This is a genomic window from Conexibacter sp. W3-3-2 (assembly GCF_009707605.1).
Taxonomy (GTDB): domain Bacteria; phylum Actinomycetota; class Thermoleophilia; order Solirubrobacterales; family Solirubrobacteraceae; genus Paraconexibacter; species Paraconexibacter algicola.
The window spans coordinates 1,417,331-1,436,169 of sequence record NZ_WLYW01000001.1 but is presented as its reverse complement, the minus strand read 5'-3'; the positions used below and the strand labels follow the sequence as shown (position 1 = coordinate 1,436,169).

The window sequence follows — 18,839 nt, the reverse complement described above, 5'->3', positions numbered from 1 at the left end:
CCGGTCAGGCGGGGGCGTGGCGGATCCGGTCCCGCGCCTCTGCGAACCGGACGGCCTCGTACGCGATCATCGCGACGAGGATCGCGGCGATGAGCGTGAGCGTGAAGACGGAGTCCACCTCCTTGGCGAGGGGGATCAGCGCGACGCACGCGGCCGCCGCCGCGATCCGCCGCCACGCCACGGAGCGCACGTTGCGCAGCCGGAAGAGGACGTGCCCGAGGAGGTAGAGCGGGGTCCCGCCTCCCAGCGCCACCGCCGGGATCGTCTTGAGCGGCTCGTCGACGTGCCCGAGCGTCTTCTTGATCCCGAGCGCCAGCAACACGATCCCCGCGATCATGAGGAGGTGGATGCAGCTGGAGGAGTCGCGCGCCATCGCGTTTCGCGCGGCACCGGTCGCCCGGTGCAGGTGCCGCTCGGCGACCTGCGCCACGACATCGAAGTAGACCCACCACAGGGACGCCGTCACGACCGTGCCCAGCACGGCGGCCAGGACCACCAGCCCGGTGAGCTCCTCCTCGGAGGCGCCCATGCCGAGCGCGACGATCGACTCGCCCAGGGCGATGATCACGATCAGGCCGTGGCGCTCGGCGAAGTGCCCGCAGGACGACGCGCGCGACCACCGGTCACGGGTCACCGGTCGTCCGGGAAATCCGGACGGAGTAGGTCCGCCCGACGGGCAGGGGACGGGGCGGCTCGGCGCTGCCGCAGTCCTGGCGGCCACCGTGGCGACACAAACCCAGGCCGGCCGCCCGGGTGCGCGCAACCGGGCGCGCTGGCGGTCGATCCGGGCCGTTCCGGTCGGCCTCCAGGCCGACCGCGCGGGCAATGGCGCGTCGAACCGGGCCACGAGCGTCACCCACCCGGGACGCCTCCAGGACGAGGAGCGGTGGCGCGACGAGCCGGGGCGTGCTGTCCGCCCGGGCGCTCGTGCACCACAGGCCGAAGACCAGGACGACCAGGACCGGGAGGCGGCGCCCGACCCGGAAACGTGCGGGCCGGGGCCGAGGTCACGATAGGTTGCGCCCATGAAGATCCGAGCAGCTGTCCTGGAGGAGTTCGGCGCACCCCTGGTGGTGCAGGAGGTCGACCTCGCCGAGCCGAAGGCCGGGGAGGTGCTCGTCCGTGTCGTCGCGTGCGGCGTGTGCCACACCGACATGTACACCGCCTCCGGCGTCGACCCGTCCGGCTACGCGCCGACCGTGCTCGGGCACGAGGGCGCCGGCGTCGTCGAGCGCGTGGGGGAGGGCGTCAGCTCGCTGAAGGTCGGTGATCACGTCGTCACCCTGTTCGCGCCGCAGTGCCGCGAGTGCGACCACTGCACCTCCGGCAAGACGAACCTCTGCATGGCGATCCGCGCCGAGCAGAACAACGGCTACCTGCCCGACGGGACCACCCGCCTGTCCCGCGACGGCGAGCCCATCCGGCACTTCATGGGCACGTCGACCTTCGCCGAGTACACGGTCATGCCCGAGATCGCGCTCGCGAAGATCAACCCCGAGGCCCCGCTGGACCGCGCCTGCCTGTTCGCCTGCGGCCTGTCGACCGGGCTCGGCGCGGCGATGAACACCGCCAAGGTCGAGGCGGGCTCCACCTGCGTCGTCTTCGGCGCCGGCATGGTCGGCCTCGGCGCGGTCGCCGGCTGTCGCCTGCAGAACGCCGGGCGGATCGTCTGCGTGGACCTCTCCAGCGACCGGCTCGAGCTCGCCAAGGGGCAGGGCGCCACCGACACGATCGTCGCCGACGAGCACACCACCGAGAAGATCCTCGAGATGACCGGTGGCATGGGCGCCGACTACACCTTCGAGGCGACCGGGCTCGTCAAGGTCATGCAGCAGGCCGTCGAGACCGCCCGCATGGGCTGGGGGCTCGCCACCATGGCCGGGGTCGCCGGCAAGGGCGAGACGCTCGACGTCATCCCCCGCTGGCTGATCCAGGGCCGCCGCGTCGCCGGCTCCTCGTTCGGTGGCGTGAAGGGCCGCGACGAGGTCCCGCAGCTCGTGCAGCGCTACCTCGACGGCGACATCGACGTCGACGCGTTCATGTCGCACCGCATCACCCTCGACGAGGTCAACAGGGGCTTCGACCTGATGCACCACCAGGACGGCATCCGCTCGGTCATCGAGATGGGGACCGCCTGAGCGGTCCGGTGCGCGGGGCGTCCGCCGCGGGCGCCCCGCCGCGCTAGATCCCGGCCGCCGGCGGCGGCCAGCCCGGCTCCATCTCGTACTCGTCGTCCTCGCCGAGCGTGATCACCAGCGGGTCGTTGCCGCGGGCCGAGATCGAGATCGGGGTGTCCGGGTCGTTCGTGCGCCACGTGGCGATCACCGCGTCGCGCGGGCCGATGCGGCGGGTCAGGCCGATCACCGCCTCGGCGTAGTGCTCGACGCCGCCGATCATCGCGGCGATCTCCCCGGTCTCCCGGTTGACCTCGAACGGCGGGAGTTGACGGACCTCGGGCACGTCGGGCTCCGGGACGTCGAGCTCGATCGCGTGCGGGAGCTGGAAGACCTGCTCGTCGACGACCACCTCGATCGGGAGCAGCTGCCCGACGTCGACGAGCGCCGGGCCCTCGCCGACCCCGTGCTCCATCAGCGCGATCGCGCGGATCGCGCCGCTGCGGTGCAGGAACTCGCGCAGGAGCGCGACGACCGGGTCGAGCGGGCCGACGGACGCGACGAGCACCGCGGGCTCGTCGTCGTCGCGCTGCGGGTCGGGGCCGGGGGCGTCGTCCATGCTCCCATGGTGCCATGTGGCTTCAGTCGGGCGCCCTTCCTGCCGAAGGAGGTCGAGATGGCGTCTCGTCCCGCCCCGGTTCCCCGCCCCGACGAAGCTGCGAAGCAGCTCGCACTTGCCGACCTGTCCGGGGAGCTGCTCGCGCTCATGCGCCCGGGCGGCGAGGTCGTCGACGCCAACAGCGCCTGGATGGAGCTGCTCGACTTCGAGCCGGGGATGGGCGTCGACCCCCTGCGGCATCGGCTGCACGAGGACGACCGGCTCGCGTTCGAGGAGGCCCGCCGCACGGTCCTCCAGGGCGGCGACGTCCACAACCAGGTCGTCCGCTTCCTCGCCCCCGACGGCCGCTGGCTCGAGCTGGAGTGGAGCTGCCGGCTGCTCGCCGACCACGGCCTGCTCGCGATCCGCGGCCGCGACGTCACCGAGCAGCGTCAGCTCGCCCGCGAGCACGACCGGCGCGCCCGCCACCTGGAGCAGGTCAACGACGAGCTGCGCGAGTTCGCCTACGTCGCCTCGCACGACCTCTCCGAGCCGCTGCGCATGGTCACCAGCTACCTCGACCTCGTCCGTCGCCGCTACGACGAGCAGCTCGACGACACCGGCCGCGAGTTCATCCACTTCGCCGTCGACGGGGCACACCGGATGCGCGCCCTGATCGACGACCTGCTGCGCTACTCGCGCATCGGCGGCGCGCTCCCCGACCACGCGCCCGTCGACCTCGACGCGCTGCTGCGGACCGTCTGCCAGGACCTCGAGGAGACGATCGGGGAGGCCGGCGCGACGATCGAGGCCGCGCCGCTCGGCACCGTCGTCGGCGACGCCACCATGCTCGGGCAGCTGCTGCAGAACCTGCTCGTCAACGCCGTGAAGTTCCGCACCGCCGAGCGCGCCCCGCACGTCACCCTCGGCGCCCGCCGCACCGGCGGCACGCTCGTCCTCGAGGTCAGCGACAACGGCATCGGGATCGACGCCGCGCAGCTCGAGCGGATCTTCCAGGTGTTCACGCGCCTGCACTCGCGCGACGAGTACGACGGCACCGGCATCGGGCTCTCGATCTGCCGGCGGATCTGCGAGCGCCACGGCGGCACCATCACCGCCCGCTCGGTCCCCGGCGAGGGCACGACCTTCGTCGTCACCCTCCGCGACGAGGCGGTGAGCGCGTGACCATCGTCGTCGGCACCGACGGCCGCCCGCGGCCCGCGCGCGACCACGGGCCCGGCGCCGCCGCGCTGCGGATCCTCGTCATCGAGGACAACCCCGGCGACGCCGTGCTCGTCCGCGAGATGCTCCGGGAGACCGCGGAGACCGGCTATGTGCTCACCCACACGCGGCGGCTGCGCGACGGGATCGCCCACCTGCTCGAGGCCGGCGCCGACTGCGTCCTGCTCGACCTCGCGCTGCCCGACGCCGCCGGCCTGGACGCCGTCGCGCAGCTGCGCACGGTCGCCGTCGACCTCCCGATCATCGTCCTGTCCGGCCGCACCGACGAGACGCTCGCGGTCCGCGCCGTCCAGGAGGGCGCGCAGGACTACCTCATCAAGGGCCAGGTCGACCCGCGGCTGCTCGCCCGCTCGATCACCTACGCGATCGAGCGCAAGCGCGCGGAGGTGCAGCTCGCCCACCAGGCCCTGCACGACGCGCTCACCGGCCTGCCCAACCGGGCGCTGTTCCTCGACCGGCTCGCCCAGGCGCTCTCGCGGATGGACCGCCACGACGCGCAGGTCGCGGTCCTGTTCCTCGACCTCGACCGCTTCAAGGTCGTCAACGACTCGCTCGGCCACGGCGCCGGGGACCGGCTGCTCGTCGACGTCGCCGCGCGCCTCCAGGACGCGCTGCGCGGCGGCGACACCGCCGCCCGCTTCGGCGGCGACGAGTTCGCCGTCCTGTGCGAGGCGGTCGACGGCGAACGCCAGGCGATCACGATCGCCGAGCGGATCGCCGCCGCGCTCGACGCGCCCTTCCAGCTCGGGGGCGAGGAGGTGTTCGTCCGCACCAGCGTCGGCATCGCGCTCGCCGGCGGACGCGGCGACGGGGGCCCCGACGCCGTCGTCCGGGACGCGGACGCCGCCATGTACCGGGCCAAGGAGCGCGGCGGCGGCGTCTACGAGGTCTTCGACGACGGGATGCGCGAGCGCGCCCTGCGCCGGCTGGAGACCGAGAACAGCCTGCGCCGCGCCCTGCTGCACGACGAGTTCGTCCTGCACTACTAGCCGCAGGTGCGCATGGTCACCGGCGCGATCACCGGCGTCGAGGCGCTCGTGCGCTGGAACCACCCCGAGCGCGGCCTCGTGTCGCCCGCGGAGTTCATCACCAGCGCCGAGGAGACCGGGCTGATCACGACGCTCGGCGCCTGGGTCCTCGAGGAGGCCTGCCGCCAGTCGGCGGCCTGGAGCGCCGCGCGGCCCGGCCGCCCGCCGATCACCGTGTCGGTGAACCTGTCGGCCCGCCAGATCGCCCATCCGGACCTCGTCGCCACCGTCGCCGCGACGATCGAGCGCACCGGGGTCGACCCGGCCACGCTGTGCTTCGAGGTCACCGAGACCGCGGTCACCGACGACCACGACCGCGCCGCCGGCGTGCTGCACCAGCTCAAGGCGCTCGGCCTGACGCTCGCGATCGACGACTTCGGCACCGGCTACTCGTCCCTGCGCGCGCTGCAGCGCTTCCCGTTCGACGCCGTGAAGATCGACCGCTCGTTCGTGCGCGGGATCGAGACCTCCGAGCAGGAGGCGGCGATCGTCGCCGCGATCGTCTCGCTCAGCCACGCGCTGGGACTGCGGACCGTCGCCGAGGGGATCGAGGACGTCCGCCAGGTCCAGCGGCTGCGCGGCCTGGGCTGCGACACCGCCCAGGGCTACTTCTTCGCGCGGCCCGCGGCGCCTGCGGCGCTCGCCGAGCTGCTCGGCGTCACGCCGGGGTAGCGAGCCGCGTCGGGGCGCTGCGGCCGCGCAGCACGACCGCGTCGCCGAGGGCCCACAGCGCCCGCTCGTCGGCGGCACCCGCCGCCTCCAGCGCCCGCTCGCTCGCGGCGATCAGCCGCGGCTGCTCCTTGGCCAGCTCGGTCAGCCGCGCCGCCTCGTTCACCGGATCGCCGATCACCGTGTACTCGAAGCGGTCCGCCGCGCCGACGTTGCCCGCCACCACCGTCCCGTAGGACACGCCGATCGCCGCCCGCACCCCGTCGACCTCGGCGACGAGGCGATCCTGCATCTCCCGGGCCGCGCCGAGCGCCGCGCCCGCCGGGTCGTCGTGGGCCAGCGGCGCCCCAAACACGCACAGCGCCCCGTCGCCCTCGAACTTGTTCACCAGGCCGCCGTGCGCGCGCGTGACCTCGACCACGACGGCGAAGAACGCGTTGAGGATCGTGACGACCTCCGTCGGCGAGCGGTCGCTGGCGAGCGTCGTCGAGCCGACGAGATCGACGAACAGCGCGGCGGCCTGACGTTCCTCGCCGCCGAGCCGCACGCCCTCCTCCATCGCGCGCTGCGCCACGTCGTGGCCGACGTGGCGGCCGAACAGGTCACGTACCCGCTCACGCTCCCGCAGGCCGCCGACCATCCGGTTGAAGCCCGCCTGCAGGAACCCGACCTCGCTGGCGTCGTTCACCGGCACGCTGACGTCGAGGTCGCCCTGCTCGACCCGGCCGAGCGCGTCGCGCAGCTGCGCCAGCGGATCGGCGATCGAGCGCGCGGTCAGCACGATCGCCAGCAGCCCGATCACCAGCGCGATCGCGCTCAGCGCGACGACCGACCGGGCGAGCTCGACACGCCCCACGTCCTCCTGCCCGAGCGCGACCGCGCACAGCACCAGCGCCCCGGTGATCGGGACCGCGCTGCCCAGCGCCCAGCCGAACACCGACCGCACGGCGACCCCCGGGACGATCCGGTATCGCTGCGGGGCCGCGTCCTCGAGCGCGCGCGCGACGATCGAGCGGCCGAACCGCACCGCCAGCAGCGACGCGACCGCCGCGGTCGCCACCCCGGCGAGCAGCACGGTGATGCCGACCTCGAACGCCCACAGCGCGTCGACCGTCAGGTTCAGGCCGCCGAAGATCACCGCCGCGAGCGCCCACAGGCCCAGCTGCATCGAGAACAGCCGGATCGGCATCGCCACGACCCGGCGCCGCTCGCGCGCGGTCGGCGCCCGGCCCTCGCGCATCCAGACCGTCGCCCCGTCACCGATCCGGCGACCGACCCGGACCCCGACGAGCAGCGCGAACGGCACGTAGATCGCGATCGCCACGAAGTTCCGCAGCGCCGTCCGCGACGCGAACGGGTCGACCGGGAGCGGCAGCACGAGCGTCAGCAGCAGCACGACGATCGCCACGCCGACGAGGCTCGACGTCACGCACGCCGCCACGATGGTCAGCGTCGTGATCCGCTGCACCGCGTCGTCGTGCGTCTCCCCGGGCGTGCCCGCGAGGACCGCGCGCAGGACCGCCAGCCGCTCGCGCAGCATCTACGGCGTGTACCGGTCGATCCGGCCGCTGCGGTACATCGACACGAACAGGGCATCACCGGCCGGGGACAGCGCCACGCCGAGCGGGTCGCGCAGCGCGAACGGGCCCGCCAGCCGGTCCGGCGTCGCGTCGTAGCCGCCGTCGGACCGCGCGGTGAGCCGGATGCGCAGCACGTCGCGGCCGGTCGGGTCCCGCGGGCGGATCGTCGACCCGTTCTGCGCCACGAACGCGGTCAGGCCGCCGCCGTTCCAGTCGGGGGCCACCGCGATCCCGACGGCGCTGGAGTGCGTCGGGAGGTCCAGCAGCGGCGCGACCGTGCCCGCGCACGCCGCACCGCCCTGGCCGGCGCAGTCCGGGAAGCCGTAGTCGCGCACCGGGGCGCCCGTGTCGACGAGGTTCAGCTCGTCCGGCGGCCGGTCGGGGCCGAGGTCGTCGCGGCCGTTGTCGGTCACCAGCAGCCGGTCGGTGCCGGGGATGAACGCCAGCCCGTACGGGTTGCGCAGCCCGCGCGCCTCCGTGCGCAGGCCGCCCCCGTCCGGGGCGAACGACACGATCGAGCCGCTGTAGCGGCGCCGCGAGCGCTCCGCGTCGAACTCGCTGCCGACCCCGAGGTAGATCCGGCCGTCCGGACCGACCGCCATCGAGTCGAGCGTGTGACGCCCGATCGGCAGGCTGCGCACGACGACCTCCTTGCGGTCGAACGAGCGGCCGTTGAAGCGGAAGTAGCGCACGACCCGGCCGGTCCGGCGGCTCGCCGCGTACGAGACGTACAGGCTGCCCCGCAGCCACACGAGCCCGAGCGCGACCGGCAGCCGCTTGACCACGTGGCGGGGCGCGGTGACCCCGGGGCCCGCCGCCAGCCAGACCCCGTCGTTCGGGGAGGCGGCCCCGACCCCGGAGGTCGCCCACAGCCGACCCTGCCCGTCGAACGCGAGGTTCGTGGGGGAGGGGACCTTCGCGACCGTCGTCCGGCCCGCCTGGGCGGCGGCCGGGACGGCGAGGGCGGCGAGCAGGAGCAGGCCGAGGGTGGCGATGCGGCGCACGCCGCGACCGTACTCGACCGGGCGGCGCCGTTCCGCTCAGGCGACGCGGCCGCTGATCGGCCGGCCGTCCGCGTCCCACAGGTTCAGCCGGCCGGCGCCGTCCGGGTACTCGCCCATCGCCGCCTTGTAGGCGCCGTCGTCCCCGTACAGCTCGAGCGTCGCCGGGCCCTCCGCGCGCTGCCCGACCCGGGTGCGCAGCGTCCCGTCGCCGTCCAGCAGCTCGATGCCCGTCGCCCCGTCCGGCCAGACGCCGAGGCCGGCGCGGTAGCTGCCGTCGCGGTCCCAGAACTCGACGCTCGCCTCCCGCTCGGGCTCGGGACCCTGGGCGAGCGCGGCGCGCAGGTGCCCCGCGGCGTCCCAGACCATCGCGCCCGCCGGACGGCCCGGGGCGTGGCCGACGCTCACGCGGTGGTTGCGGGCCTCGTCGAACACGTCCAGGCCGCTGGAGCCGTCCAGCCAGGACCCGACCGCGACCCGGAACGTGCCGGCCCCGTCGGCGAGCTTCAGGGCGCTCGACCCGTTCGGCTCGACCGTCAGCGTGGCGCGCACGAGTCCCTGCTCGTCGGCGAGGTCGAGGGACAACGCCCCGTCGGGCGCGGTGCCCAGCCGGGCGCGGACCCGGCCCTCCTCGTCGACGACCTCGAAGGCGGTGGCGCGAACGGTCTCCATGCCCGGGGTACGGGCCCGGACGCGGGCCCGCTCAGGCGTGGCCCTTGCGTAGCCGGTCGGCGATCTCGCGCGCCCACGGCGACCCGACGGCGTCGAGCGCCTGCGCGCTGGCCTCGTGGTCGTAGGGGACACGGCGCAGCTCGACCCCGTCCGTGTGCACGAGCGCGTAGGCCGCGCGCACGTCACCGTCCAGCGGCATGCCGACGCTGCCCGGGTTCAGCAGCACCAGGCCGCCCGGTCCGGGCCGCTCGAACTGCAGGTGCGTGTGCCCGAACACCAGGCGCGGCTCCTGCACGCCCGCCGCGTTCTGGGCGTCGTGGTCGGTGTGCGTCGGCAGGAACGACGTCATGTCCGACCCGGCGCTGCCGTGCACCGCGCGCGTGGCCATCCCGTCCGGCGGGTCGGGTAGCGCGACCTGCGCGTCGAGCGCGCCGAGCCGCTGCACGACCTCCGCGGGCAGCGCGGCGAGCGCGTGCGCGGCGGCCCCGCCGACGAGCTCGTTGTCCGGCCGGTCGCGGCTTGGGGTCCCGGCCAGCTCGTCGGCGAGCCAGCGGTCCCAGTTGCCGCGGATCCACGTCGTCGCGTCGGCGGGCAGCGCGTCGAGCCGGGCGACCGTCTCGACCGGCCAGGCACCGAAGGCGGCGTAGTCGCCGCCGAGCAGGTAGGAGCCCGCGCCCTGCGCGCTCGCGTCGGCGAGCACCGCCTCCAGCGCGGGCAGGTTGCCGTGCAGGTCGTAGAGCAGGGCCAGCGGCGCGGTCATGCCCACACGAATACCATCGGGCTGGTGGAGGTGCGCGGCCCGACACTCACGCTCCGTCCTCCGACCGCCGAGGACGTCCCGGCGCTGCTGGAGCTGGGCAGCGACCCCGAGGTCACCCGCTGGTTCAGCTGGGGCCCGTACCGCTCCGCCGACGAGCCCGCCGCCTACGTGCGCCGCGCCCGCGCCCGGCAGGACGCGGGCGAGCAGCTCGACCTCCTCGTGGTGCACCGCGAGGCCGGACCGATCGGCGTCACCGGCCTGTCGGAGTGGAGCCTGCGCGACCGGCGCGCCGTGGTCGGAACGTGGTTCGGCCGCGCGTGGTGGGGCAGCGGCGTGAACGCGGAGAGCAAGGCGCTCGTGTTCGCGCTCGCCTTCGCCGGCTTCGGGCTCGCGCGCGTCGGCGCGTACGCCGACGTGCGCCACGAGCGCTCCCAGCGCGCCCTGGAGAAGGTCGGCTTCACGCTCGAGGGCACGCTGCGCGCCTGGCACCGCCACGGCGACACGCAGAAGGACGTCCGCTTCTACGGCCTGCTGCGCGCCGATTGGGAGACCTCGCCGCTGCGCGAGGTCCCGTGCGACCTGTACGGCGACCTGCCGCCCGCGTTCCTCCCCGGCTGAGCGGCGACCCGTCCCGGCGTCGCCCTACGATGGCGGCGATGAGCGACACGTCGGGGACCCGGGTCGACCTCACCGCACCGCTGCCGGGCGGCGACGCGAGCGCGGTGCTGCGCTGGCGCGTCGCGCGCGGCGGCCTGCGCGGCGACGGGGACGCCGACCGGCTGTCCGCCACGCACGCGACGCTCGAGACCGTCGACCTCGACGGTCGTCGCCGCGAGCGCCGGCTGGACCTCTCCGAGGCCGACGCGTACCTCGCCGAGGCCCGCGCGATCCACGAGCGCGCCCGCACGATCAGCGCGGGAGCCGCGCAGCGCAAGGACGAGCACCGCGCCGCCCGCGAGCAGCTCGCCGCGACGCTCGACGTCACCTGCGCGCGCTGCGCGCAGCCACGCGAGTACCGCGGACGGCGACACCTCATGGCGGTGCAGCGACCCGAGCAGTTCGGGCGGCTCGAGGACCTCGGCCTGGCCCGCCCGGGTCTCGTCGTGCACCACGAGTACGCGTGCCCGCGATGCGGGTCGATCGAGCTGTTCGCCGACGGCTTCGTCGACCACCCGGTCGCCAGCGCCGCCCCGGTCAGCTGACGAGCTGCGCGAACGCGCGCCGCAGGCCACCCGGCCCGCTCAACGGCGGTGGGACTCCCAGGAGAAGCCGCGGATCGCGAGCGCGATGCCCGCCACGCCCCAGATCGCCACGACGGCCAGGCCGCTGAGGTGATCCCCGAGCCCGGATCCGTCGACCATCGCCCCGGAGAGCCCGTCGATCAGGTGCGTCAGCGGCAGCGCCTGCGCGATGTCCCGCAGGAACGTCGGGGCGTTCTCCGCGTCGAAGAACACGCCGGAGATGAAGATCACCGGCAGGAACACGATGTTCACGTACGCGGGCGCGGCGTCGAAGTTCGGGATCACGTGCGACCACGCGACGCCGAGCGCGGCGAGCGTCACGACCCCGGCGAGCACGAACACGGCGAGCTCGAGGTAGTCCTTCGGCCAGTCGACGCCGAAGAACGCCTTGCCCGCGAGCACGACGAGCGTCACCTGCACGACGGCGTTCGTCACCGCGTTGGCGAACACGCCCGCGAGGTAGGCGCCGGACGGCAGCGGCGTGCCGCGCATCCGCTTGAGCACGCCCTGCTCGCGCAGGAACGTGAGGTTCATCGCGAGCGCGCTGAACGTCGTCGACATGACGCTCATGCCGGCGATGCCGGGCACGATCACGTCGAGGTTCTCCTGCGAGCCGCTGAAGACCGCGCCGAACAGCATCAGGAACAGCAGCGGCAGCGCGAAGTTGAAGAACGCCGCCGACGGGTTGCGCCAGAACATGCGGCGCTCGAGGCGGTACTGGTGCCAGGCGAGCGTCACGGCGTCAGCCACCGGAGCCCACCTCCTCCGCCGCGGTCTCCGCGGTCAGCTCCAGGTACACGTCCTCGAGCGTCGGCCGGGTGACGCTCAGCTCGCGCAGCGGCTCGTCGCGCGCGAGCGCCGCGCTCGTGAGCTGGTGCAGCAGGGCGGTGGGGTCCTCGGTCTCGCGCGTCTCGAGGTCGCCCGCCTCCGTCCGCCAGGTGACGCGGTAGCGGGAGGAGCCGACGCCGAGCGCCGCGGGCGGACCCTGCGCGACGATGCTGCCCTCCTTGAGGATCGCCACGCGGTCGCACAGCGCCTGCGCCTCGTCGAGGTAGTGCGTGGTCAGCAGCACGGTCTTGCCGAGGTCCTGCAGCGAGCGCACGACGTCCCACGCGGCGCGACGGGCGGCCGGGTCGAAGCCCGTGGTCGGCTCGTCGAGGAAGATCAGCTCCGGGTCGCCGACGAGCGCGAGCGCGAAGTCCAGGCGCCGGGCCTTGCCGCCGCTGAGCGTGCGGACGCGCTGCTCGCCGACGTCGCCGAGGCCGGCGAGCGCGAGCACCTCGTCGACGTCGCGCGGCCGCGGGTAGAGCTTGGCGAAGTGCGCGACCGCCTCGCGGACCCCGATGTGCCGGTACATGCCCGTGGACTGCAGGACGATCCCGACGCGGGAGCGCAGCTCGCGCGGCCGCTGCGCGGGGTCGTGGCCGAGCACGGAGACGATCCCGCTCGTGCGCGTGCGGTACCCCTCCAGGATCTCGACCGTCGTGGTCTTCCCGGCCCCGTTGGGACCGAGCAGGCCGAAGACCTCGCCGCGGTGGACGTCGAAGTCGATGCCGCGGACGGCCTCGTGCGCACCGTAGGCGCGCCGGAGTTCGCGGACGAGGATCGCGATGTCTGCCGAGGGGCTGGCCGGCATCAGTGCCCCGCATCATGTCAAGGTGGGGTCCTTGCGGTGCGCCTGCATCGACATCGGCAGCAACACCACGCGGCTCCTCGTGGCCGAGCCGGACGGCTCGACGCTGCGCGATCTCGACGGTGTCCGCGCGTTCACGCGCATCGGCGCGGCCTGCCGGGAGGACGGCACGATCCCGCGCGAGAAGATCGACGAGGTCGCGCTGACGGTCGCCTCGCAGAAGGCGATCGCGTCCGCCGCGGGCGCCCAGCGGCTGCGCGCGGTGGCCACCGCGGCGATCCGCCGCGCGCCGAACCGCGACGAGCTGCTCGCCGCGATCCGCGAGCGCAGCGGCGTCGAGGTCGAGGTGCTCAGCGGGGAGGACGAGGCGCGCCTGGCGTTCCTCGGGGCGACCGGTTCGTGCCCCGGCGCGGTCGTGCTCGACGCGGACGGCCCGGTCGCGGTCGTCGACGTCGGGGGCGGCTCGACGGAGATCGTCGTCGGCACTCCCGGCGGCACGGTCGACTGGGTGGTGTCGGTGCCGCTGGGGTCGAGCGTCCTGCCGATCGAGCGCCCCGAGCCCGACGGGGTCCCCGACCCCGCGTCGGTCGCCGCGGCGCGCGCCACCGCCCTGCAGGGCTTCGACGGGATCACGCCGCCCGCCGTGACGCGCGCGGTCGCGGTCGGCGGCAGCGCCACGTCGCTGCGGCTGCTCGCGGGCGAGACGCTGTCCCCCGCGGGCCTCGACCGCGCCCTCGACGTACTGCTCGAGCTGCCCGTCGACGCGGTCGTCGAGCGGTTCGCGCTGCACCCCGACCGCGTGCGGATGCTGCCCGCCGGCCTGGTGCTGCTTGGCGCCGCCTCCGGGGCGCTCGGCGGGCGCCCGCTGGAGGTCGGTCGCGGCGGGCTGCGCGAGGGCGTCGTGCTCGAGGAGCTCGAGCGTGGCGGGTGGTCGGCCGCCGGGTAACCTGGGCTCGTGGCCAAGGCACGACCGATCAAGGGCCTCTCCCCGGACATGCGCTTCGGCGACGCGGCCGCGCGCACCGTCCGCGTCCGTGCGCAGGAGCTGATCGACCACAGCGAGGGCGTCCTCGACACGAGCTCGATCCAGCGCGTCCACGCGATGCGCGTCGCCAGCCGTCGCCTGCGTGCCGTGCTGGAGATCCACCGGGCCTGCTTCCCGCCCGAGCTGTTCAAGCCCGTGCTGCGCGAGGTCAAGGACCTGGCCGACGCCCTCGGCGCGCGCCGCGACCCGGACGTGCAGCTCGCGTCGATCGAGGAGTTCGCCGCCGCGCTTGGCGCAGGCGAGCAGGCCGGGATCGCGCTGTTCGCCGACCGCCTGCGCGCCGAGCAGGAGGAGGGCAACCGCGTGCTCGCCGACGCGCTCGAGCGGATGCGCCACAGCGACCTGCCCGCCCGCCTGCAGGAGCTGGCCGACAGCGCCACAACCCCGGAGCCGGCGGTGGAGGACGTCTCCGCGGAGGTGCCGGACGTCCCGGTCGTCGACCCTGCAGACGCCTCCGCGGAGGTGCCGGACGTCCCGGCGGCCGGGCCTGCGGACGCCTCTCCGGAGGTGCCGGACGTCCCGGCGGCCGGGCCTGCGGACGCCTCTCCGGAGGTGTCGGACGTCTCGGCGGCCGAGCCCGTGGCCGTCTCCGCGGAGGTGCCTGACGCCCCGGCCACCGACCCGCCGGCTGGGCGGCCGGCGCTCTGGGACCTGCCGGCGCAGCCCCAGGCCGGTCCCGCCGCCACCCCGCTCGGGGAGCGGCCTCCCCGACCGCCGCGCCCGCCCCGGCCCGCTCCGGCGCGGCCGGACGCCGACCCGGCCGCGGGGGCCGACCTCGCGCCCGCGCCGACGCGGACCGGGCTGCTGCGCGTCCTGCGGAGGTCCCGATGAAGGCCCGCAAGGTCACGGGGCTCGATCCCGACGGCACGCTCGCCGACAACGTCGCGCGGATCGTCCTCACCCGCCTCGATGAGCTCTGCGCGTTCATGCCCCGCGCCGAGGACCCCGAGGAGGTCGAGGCGCTGCACGACATGCGCATCGCGGCCAAGCGCTTGCGGTACATCCTCGAGCTGCACCACGGGAACTTCGGGCCCTACGCCGCCGACGCGGCCAAGCGCGCCAAGCAGCTGCAGTCCGTCATCGGCGAGATCCACGACTGCGACGTGACGATCCCCCGCGTCGGGGAGCTGCTGGACGAGGCACGCCGCGCCGACATCGCCGCGATCCGCGCCCGCGCCGCCGGGCAGGACGACATCGAGCCCGCGCTCGCCGCCGCGACCCCGCACGCCGAGGCCTACCAGGGTCTCGAGGCGATGCGCTCCTACCTGCAGGCCCGGCGCGAGCTGCTGTTCGAGGGCTTCTTGCGCACCTGGCTCGAGCTGCAGCGCGAGGGGTTCCGCCCGCGGCTGGAGTTCGCGCTCGGCGAGCGACCCGCGACGATCACACCGTCTTCACAGGATGGCAACGTGGCGCGGGAGGAGCCGCACCTACCGTCCGGGTGACATGAACGAGCCGCCCAGCACCTCCGAGGCCGTCCAGGAGCCGATCCGCGCCGTCGACACCACGGCCGTCGAGCAGGCCGTCGCGCCGGCGGTTCCGTCCGACCTCGACGCGCCCGCGCTGTACTTCAACCGCGAGCTGTCCTGGCTGGAGTTCAACAACCGGGTGCTCCAGCTCGCCGAGGACGAGGGCCAGCCGCTGCTGGAGCGCGTGAAGTTCGTCGCGATCTTCAGCTCGAACCTCGACGAGTACGTGATGGTGCGCGTCGCCGGCCTGCACGACCAGATCGACGCCGGGCTCGTCGACCGCGGCCCGGACGGCCTGACGCCGTCGGAGACCGTCGACGCGATCCGCAAGCGCGTCGTCGAGCTGTGCGAGCGCCAGACCCGCTGCGTCGAGCGCGACCTGCGCCCGGCGCTCGAGCAGCACGGCATCCGGATCGTCGACCACGCGGACGTCGACGAGCACGACCGGCGCGACCTCGCCGAGCGCTACCGCCGCCAGATCTTCCCGGTGCTCACGCCGCTGGCCGTCGGGCTCGGGCGGCCGTTCCCGTACATCTCCAACCTGTCGCTCAGCCTCGCCGTGCTCGTGCGCGACCCGGTCAGCGGCGTCTCGACCTTCGCGCGCGTGAAGGTGCCCAAGGAGATGCTGCCGCGGTTCGTCGAGGTCGCCGAGCACGTCTTCGTGCCGCTCGAGCAGGTCATCGCCGCGCACCTCGACGCGCTGTTCCCCGGCATGGAGATCGTCGACCACGGCGTCTTCCGCGTCACCCGCGACGCCGACTTCCAGGTCTCCGACGAGGCCGACGACCTCCTGCGGGCGGTCGAGGCCGAGCTGCGCCGCCGCCGCTTCGGCGAGGTCGTGCGCGTCGAGATCGACAGCGCCATGAGCGACGGGCTGCGCGAGCAGCTCGTCGAGGCGCTCGGCGTCGAGCAGCGGCAGGTCTACGTCCAGGACGGCCTGCTCGACCTCGGGGACCTCTGGCAGATCGTGAAGCTCGGCGGCTTCCCCGAGCTGCGCGACACCCCCTGGTCCCCGGTCACCCAGCCGCGGCTGCAGGGCGAGGACGGCCACCGCGCGGACCTGTTCGCCGCGATGCGCCAGGGCGACATCCTCGTCCACCACCCCTACGACTCGTTCAGCTCGTCGGTCGAGCGGTTCGTCGAGCAGGCGGTCAGCGACCCGGACGTCCTCGCGATCAAGCAGACCGTGTACCGGACCTCCGACGACTCGCCGCTGGTGCCCGCGCTGATCCGCGCGACCGAGCGCGGCAAGCAGGCGGTCTGCCTCGTGGAGCTGAAGGCGCGCTTCGACGAGCGCGCGAACATCGCCTGGGCGCGCGAGCTCGAGGAGGCGGGCGTCCACGTCGTCTACGGCCACCCGTCGCTGAAGACGCACGCGAAGTGCGTGCTCGTCGTGCGGCGCGAGGGCGACGGCGTGCGCCACTACGTCCACGTCGGGACCGGCAACTACCACTCGTCGACCGCGCGGCTCTACACCGACTTCGGCCTCTTCACCTGCGACGAGCAGATCGCCGGCGACGTCGCGGACATGTTCAACTTCCTCACCGGCTACGCGCGGCCGCGCGCGTCGCGCCGGGTGCTGGTCGCGCCCAACCACCTGCGTGACGGGATCATCGAGGAGATCGACGCGACGATCGCCGCGCACCACGACGACGCGCCCGCCCGGATCGTCATGAAGATGAACTCGCTGGTCGACAAGAAGTGCATCCGGGCGCTCTACCGGGCCTCCCAGGCGGGTGTGCGGGTCGACCTGAACATCCGCGGCATCTGCTGCCTGGTCCCGGGCATCCCCGGCGTGTCGGAGAACGTCCACGTGACCTCGGTCGTCGGCCGCTTCCTCGAGCACTCGCGGATCTTCGGCTTCGAGCGCGCGGGGGAGCTGCGGATCTACATCGGCTCCGCCGACCTCATGCCGCGCAACCTCGACACGCGCGTCGAGCTCGTCGCACCGGTCGACGATCCCGTGCTGCGCGACGACCTCGCCGACACGCTCGAGCGCTGCTTCGCCGACGACAGCAACGCCTGGGACCTCGACGCCGACGGCACGTGGACGCGCCGCACCCCGGGCCCCGAGCCGCGCTCGGTGCACCGCGAGCTGATGCTCGGCCACCAGGCCCGCGCCGCCGAGGGCCCGGCGGCCTAGCCTCCCGGCGCGGAGCGGCGCCGCGCCGCGTCGCGTCGCGTCAGGCGCGGTCGCGCAGCACCGCCGCGAGGACGTCGACCACGTGCCGCACGCGCGCGGCGCGCCAGCGCGGCGCGGTCGCGTCGATGCCGAGCCCGGCGAGCATCGTGTCGGCGTGCGCGTCGGGGAAGAAGCACAGCCCGACCGTGGTGACGAGCAGCTGGCGTCGCGCAGCGGGCGGCCAGGGCACCGCGAGCCCGTCGAGGACGACGTCGAGCGCGTCCTGCACCGCGGTGGAGTGGGGAGGACGCGCGGGACCGATCCGCCGCCCCTCGTTGAGCGCCTCCCAGGCCATCAGCCGGACGAACGCGGGCCGCTCGGCCAGGAAGCCGACGTACCCGCCGACGATCGCCGCCAGCGCGCGGCGCAGGGTGGCGTCGTCCAGCGGCCGGTGGGCGTCGGCGACGAGCGCCCGCACGCGGTCGGCGACCGGGCGCAGCGCCGCCTCGCGCGCGTCGAGCTCGCGGGCGACGACGGCCTCGTAGAGCCCGTCCTTGTCGCCGAAGAAGTAGGCGGGCAGGGCGGACGACACGCCGGCGTCGGCGGCGATCCGTCCCATCGCGGCACCGTCGTAGCCGTCGCGGGCGAAGGCGTCGCGGGCCGCGTCGAGGATCGCCTCGCGGCTCGCATCGGCGTCGCGGCGCCGCCGCGGACCGGATTGCGTACTTCCTGATTGATCAGTAAGTTGCGCGGCCATGTCCCGAGCATCGCACACCGGCCGGTCGGTCGCCCACGTCGACGGCGTCTGGTTCGACGACGCGCGCGACGCGACGATCGGGGTCCTGGACCACGGGCTCCTCTACGGCGACGGCGTCTTCGAGGGCATCCGCTTCTACGGGCCGGAGCCGTTCGCGCTCGACGCGCACCTCCGTCGGCTGCGCGCGAGCGCCCGGGCGCTGGTCCTCGACGTCCCCTGGAGCGACGAGCGGCTGGGCGCGCTCTGCCGCGAGACCGCCCGGCGCACCGGACTGCAGGACGGCTACATCCGCCTGGTCGTCACCCGCGGGATGGGCGCCCTCGGCGTCTCGCCCGCCTCGTGCGAGCGTCCGTCGCTGATCCTGATCGGCGCGCCGCTGGCGCTCTACCCGGCGCAGGCGCTGGAGCAGGGGGTGGACGTCGTGACGAGCTCGCTGCGGCGCGCGGCCTCCGACGCGCTCCCGCCGCAGGTCAAGTCGCTGAACTACCTCACCAACGTGCTCGCCTCGATCGAGGCCCGCCGGCAGGGCGCGCACGAGGCGCTGCTGCTCGACGCCGAGGGCCGCGTCGCCGAGTGCACCGCCGACAACCTCTTCGTCGTGCACGGCGGTGTCGCGCGCACCCCGCCCGCCACCGACGGCGCGCTGCGCGGGATCACCCGCGACCACGTCGTGGGCCTGCTCGACGCCGCCGGCGTCCCGGTGATCGAGGCGTCCCTCGTGCTCGCCGACGTGTGGACCGCCGACGAGGCGTTCATGACCGGCACCGGCGCGGAGGTCGTCGCGATCCGCAGCGTCGACGGCCGCCCGTTCCCCGCCGCGCCCGGCCCGCTGACCCGGCGCGCGCAGGAGCTCTTCGCCGCCTCCGTGCGCGGCGGCTGACCGGGCGGGCGTGGCGTGCGATGCTCGCCAC

General features: G+C 74.5%; 20 protein-coding genes. 11 read left to right on the top strand and 9 right to left on the bottom strand.

Annotated features, from left to right (window positions below):
- Positions 1-4 precede the first annotated feature (4 nt).
- Positions 5-1,027, bottom strand: coding sequence for a low temperature requirement protein A (locus GKE82_RS31260; protein ID WP_230316112.1), 1,023 nt, complete (start codon positions 1,025-1,027; stop codon positions 5-7).
- Here GKE82_RS31260 and GKE82_RS07125 point away from each other — a divergent pair.
- Complete coding sequence (locus GKE82_RS07125; RefSeq protein ID WP_154732823.1) at positions 1,026-2,138, top strand: alcohol dehydrogenase catalytic domain-containing protein; 1,113 nt, start codon at positions 1,026-1,028, stop codon at positions 2,136-2,138. The genes GKE82_RS31260 and GKE82_RS07125 overlap by 2 nt on opposite strands.
- Positions 2,139-2,181: 43 nt before the next feature.
- Here the strand turns inward: GKE82_RS07125 and GKE82_RS07120 are convergent, their stop codons facing one another.
- Complete coding sequence (locus tag GKE82_RS07120) at positions 2,182-2,733, bottom strand: hypothetical protein (protein WP_107569354.1); 552 nt, start codon at positions 2,731-2,733, stop codon at positions 2,182-2,184.
- Positions 2,734-2,790: 57 nt separating this feature from the next.
- On the opposite strand from GKE82_RS07120, the gene GKE82_RS07115 reads away from it, so the two are divergent.
- Genes GKE82_RS07115 through GKE82_RS07105 form a run of 3 tightly spaced genes read left to right on the top strand, consistent with a single transcriptional unit; the run spans position 2,791 to position 5,654 of the window.
- Positions 2,791-3,897 carry an ATP-binding protein gene (locus GKE82_RS07115; protein WP_196189097.1) on the top strand — a complete coding sequence of 369 codons (1,107 nt, stop codon included), beginning with the start codon at positions 2,791-2,793 and terminating at the stop codon, positions 3,895-3,897.
- Positions 3,894-4,943 carry a diguanylate cyclase domain-containing protein gene (locus tag GKE82_RS07110; protein ID WP_196189096.1) on the top strand — a complete coding sequence of 350 codons (1,050 nt, stop codon included), beginning with the start codon at positions 3,894-3,896 and terminating at the stop codon, positions 4,941-4,943. The genes GKE82_RS07115 and GKE82_RS07110 overlap by 4 nt, the downstream gene beginning before the upstream one ends.
- A gap of 12 nt (positions 4,944-4,955) precedes the next feature.
- Positions 4,956-5,654 (top strand): bifunctional diguanylate cyclase/phosphodiesterase, encoded by a 699-nt coding sequence (locus tag GKE82_RS07105; protein WP_230316534.1) that lies wholly within the window; start codon positions 4,956-4,958, stop codon positions 5,652-5,654.
- Here the strand turns inward: GKE82_RS07105 and GKE82_RS07100 are convergent.
- Genes GKE82_RS07100 through GKE82_RS07085 form a run of 4 tightly spaced genes read right to left on the bottom strand, consistent with a single transcriptional unit; the run spans position 5,641 to position 9,664 of the window.
- A complete protein-coding gene (locus tag GKE82_RS07100; RefSeq protein WP_154732820.1) occupies positions 5,641-7,191 on the bottom strand; it encodes an adenylate/guanylate cyclase domain-containing protein in 1,551 nt (516 codons plus the stop codon). The two genes, GKE82_RS07105 and GKE82_RS07100, sit on opposite strands and share 14 nt — an antisense overlap.
- A complete protein-coding gene (locus tag GKE82_RS07095) occupies positions 7,192-8,235 on the bottom strand; it encodes a PQQ-dependent sugar dehydrogenase (RefSeq protein ID WP_154732819.1) in 1,044 nt (347 codons plus the stop codon). It abuts the gene before it with no gap.
- A 36-nt stretch (positions 8,236-8,271) separates the two neighbouring features.
- Positions 8,272-8,904: a hypothetical protein gene (locus GKE82_RS07090; protein WP_107569364.1), complete on the bottom strand. Its 633-nt coding sequence runs from the start codon at positions 8,902-8,904 to the stop codon at positions 8,272-8,274.
- A 31-nt stretch (positions 8,905-8,935) separates the two neighbouring features.
- On the bottom strand, positions 8,936-9,664 hold the full coding sequence (locus tag GKE82_RS07085; RefSeq protein WP_154732818.1) for a metallophosphoesterase: 729 nt from the start codon (positions 9,662-9,664) through the stop codon (positions 8,936-8,938).
- A 24-nt stretch (positions 9,665-9,688) separates the two neighbouring features.
- Between GKE82_RS07085 and GKE82_RS07080 the strand changes: the two genes are divergently transcribed.
- A complete protein-coding gene (locus GKE82_RS07080; RefSeq protein WP_309233479.1) occupies positions 9,689-10,282 on the top strand; it encodes a GNAT family N-acetyltransferase in 594 nt (197 codons plus the stop codon).
- A 38-nt stretch (positions 10,283-10,320) separates the two neighbouring features.
- Positions 10,321-10,866, top strand: coding sequence for a hypothetical protein (locus tag GKE82_RS07075; RefSeq protein WP_107569370.1), 546 nt, complete (start codon positions 10,321-10,323; stop codon positions 10,864-10,866).
- 39 nt (positions 10,867-10,905) lie between these two features.
- On the opposite strand, the gene GKE82_RS07070 is transcribed toward GKE82_RS07075, so the two are convergent.
- Entirely contained in the window at positions 10,906-11,655 is a 750-nt protein-coding gene (locus GKE82_RS07070) for an ABC transporter permease (RefSeq protein WP_107569372.1), read from the bottom strand.
- Positions 11,648-12,541: an ABC transporter ATP-binding protein gene (locus GKE82_RS07065; RefSeq protein ID WP_107569374.1), complete on the bottom strand. Its 894-nt coding sequence runs from the start codon at positions 12,539-12,541 to the stop codon at positions 11,648-11,650. The genes GKE82_RS07070 and GKE82_RS07065 overlap by 8 nt, the downstream gene beginning before the upstream one ends.
- Before the next feature lie 22 nt (positions 12,542-12,563).
- Here GKE82_RS07065 and GKE82_RS07060 point away from each other — a divergent pair, with 22 nt between their 5' ends.
- From GKE82_RS07060 to ppk1, 4 genes are read left to right on the top strand one after another with little or no spacing between them, the layout of a single operon-like run.
- Positions 12,564-13,484, top strand: coding sequence for a hypothetical protein (locus GKE82_RS07060; RefSeq protein ID WP_196189095.1), 921 nt, complete (start codon positions 12,564-12,566; stop codon positions 13,482-13,484).
- 9 nt (positions 13,485-13,493) lie between these two features.
- On the top strand, positions 13,494-14,414 hold the full coding sequence (locus GKE82_RS07055) for a CHAD domain-containing protein (RefSeq protein WP_154732816.1): 921 nt from the start codon (positions 13,494-13,496) through the stop codon (positions 14,412-14,414).
- Positions 14,411-15,025 carry a CHAD domain-containing protein gene (locus GKE82_RS07050; protein ID WP_154732815.1) on the top strand — a complete coding sequence of 205 codons (615 nt, stop codon included), beginning with the start codon at positions 14,411-14,413 and terminating at the stop codon, positions 15,023-15,025. Before GKE82_RS07055 ends, GKE82_RS07050 begins: the two co-directional genes overlap by 4 nt.
- Position 15,026: 1 nt before the next feature.
- A complete protein-coding gene (gene ppk1 / locus GKE82_RS07045) occupies positions 15,027-17,192 on the top strand; it encodes a polyphosphate kinase 1 (RefSeq protein WP_154732814.1) in 2,166 nt (721 codons plus the stop codon).
- 40 nt (positions 17,193-17,232) lie between these two features.
- Here ppk1 and GKE82_RS07040 read toward each other — a convergent pair whose 3' ends face one another.
- Positions 17,233-17,928 carry a TetR/AcrR family transcriptional regulator gene (locus GKE82_RS07040; RefSeq protein WP_154732813.1) on the bottom strand — a complete coding sequence of 232 codons (696 nt, stop codon included), beginning with the start codon at positions 17,926-17,928 and terminating at the stop codon, positions 17,233-17,235.
- Here GKE82_RS07040 and ilvE point away from each other — a divergent pair.
- Entirely contained in the window at positions 17,927-18,808 is an 882-nt protein-coding gene (ilvE, locus tag GKE82_RS07035) for a branched-chain-amino-acid transaminase (RefSeq protein ID WP_154732812.1), read from the top strand. The genes GKE82_RS07040 and ilvE overlap by 2 nt on opposite strands.
- Positions 18,809-18,839: the final 31 nt, after the last annotated feature.

Excerpts from the sequence above, each read along its gene's own strand:
- GKE82_RS07065 (WP_107569374.1), bottom strand. The coding sequence starts at position 12,541 with ATGCCGGCCAGCCCCTCGGCAGACATCGCGATCCTCGTCCGCGAACTC.
- GKE82_RS07120 (WP_107569354.1), bottom strand. The coding sequence starts at position 2,733 with ATGGACGACGCCCCCGGCCCCGACCCGCAGCGCGACGACGACGAGCCC.
- GKE82_RS31260 (WP_230316112.1), bottom strand. The coding sequence starts at position 1,027 with ATGGGCGCAACCTATCGTGACCTCGGCCCCGGCCCGCACGTTTCCGGG.
- GKE82_RS07040 (WP_154732813.1), bottom strand. The coding sequence starts at position 17,928 with ATGGCCGCGCAACTTACTGATCAATCAGGAAGTACGCAATCCGGTCCG.
- GKE82_RS07105 (WP_230316534.1), top strand. The coding sequence starts at position 4,956 with ATGGTCACCGGCGCGATCACCGGCGTCGAGGCGCTCGTGCGCTGGAAC.
- GKE82_RS07075 (WP_107569370.1), top strand. The coding sequence starts at position 10,321 with ATGAGCGACACGTCGGGGACCCGGGTCGACCTCACCGCACCGCTGCCG.
- ilvE (WP_154732812.1), top strand. The coding sequence starts at position 17,927 with ATGTCCCGAGCATCGCACACCGGCCGGTCGGTCGCCCACGTCGACGGC.
- ppk1 (WP_154732814.1), top strand. The coding sequence starts at position 15,027 with ATGAACGAGCCGCCCAGCACCTCCGAGGCCGTCCAGGAGCCGATCCGC.
- GKE82_RS07115 (WP_196189097.1), top strand. The coding sequence starts at position 2,791 with ATGGCGTCTCGTCCCGCCCCGGTTCCCCGCCCCGACGAAGCTGCGAAG.
- GKE82_RS07125 (WP_154732823.1), top strand. The coding sequence starts at position 1,026 with ATGAAGATCCGAGCAGCTGTCCTGGAGGAGTTCGGCGCACCCCTGGTG.
- GKE82_RS07090 (WP_107569364.1), bottom strand. The coding sequence starts at position 8,904 with ATGGAGACCGTTCGCGCCACCGCCTTCGAGGTCGTCGACGAGGAGGGC.
- GKE82_RS07100 (WP_154732820.1), bottom strand. The coding sequence starts at position 7,191 with ATGCTGCGCGAGCGGCTGGCGGTCCTGCGCGCGGTCCTCGCGGGCACG.
- GKE82_RS07050 (WP_154732815.1), top strand. The coding sequence starts at position 14,411 with ATGAAGGCCCGCAAGGTCACGGGGCTCGATCCCGACGGCACGCTCGCC.
- GKE82_RS07085 (WP_154732818.1), bottom strand. The coding sequence starts at position 9,664 with ATGACCGCGCCGCTGGCCCTGCTCTACGACCTGCACGGCAACCTGCCC.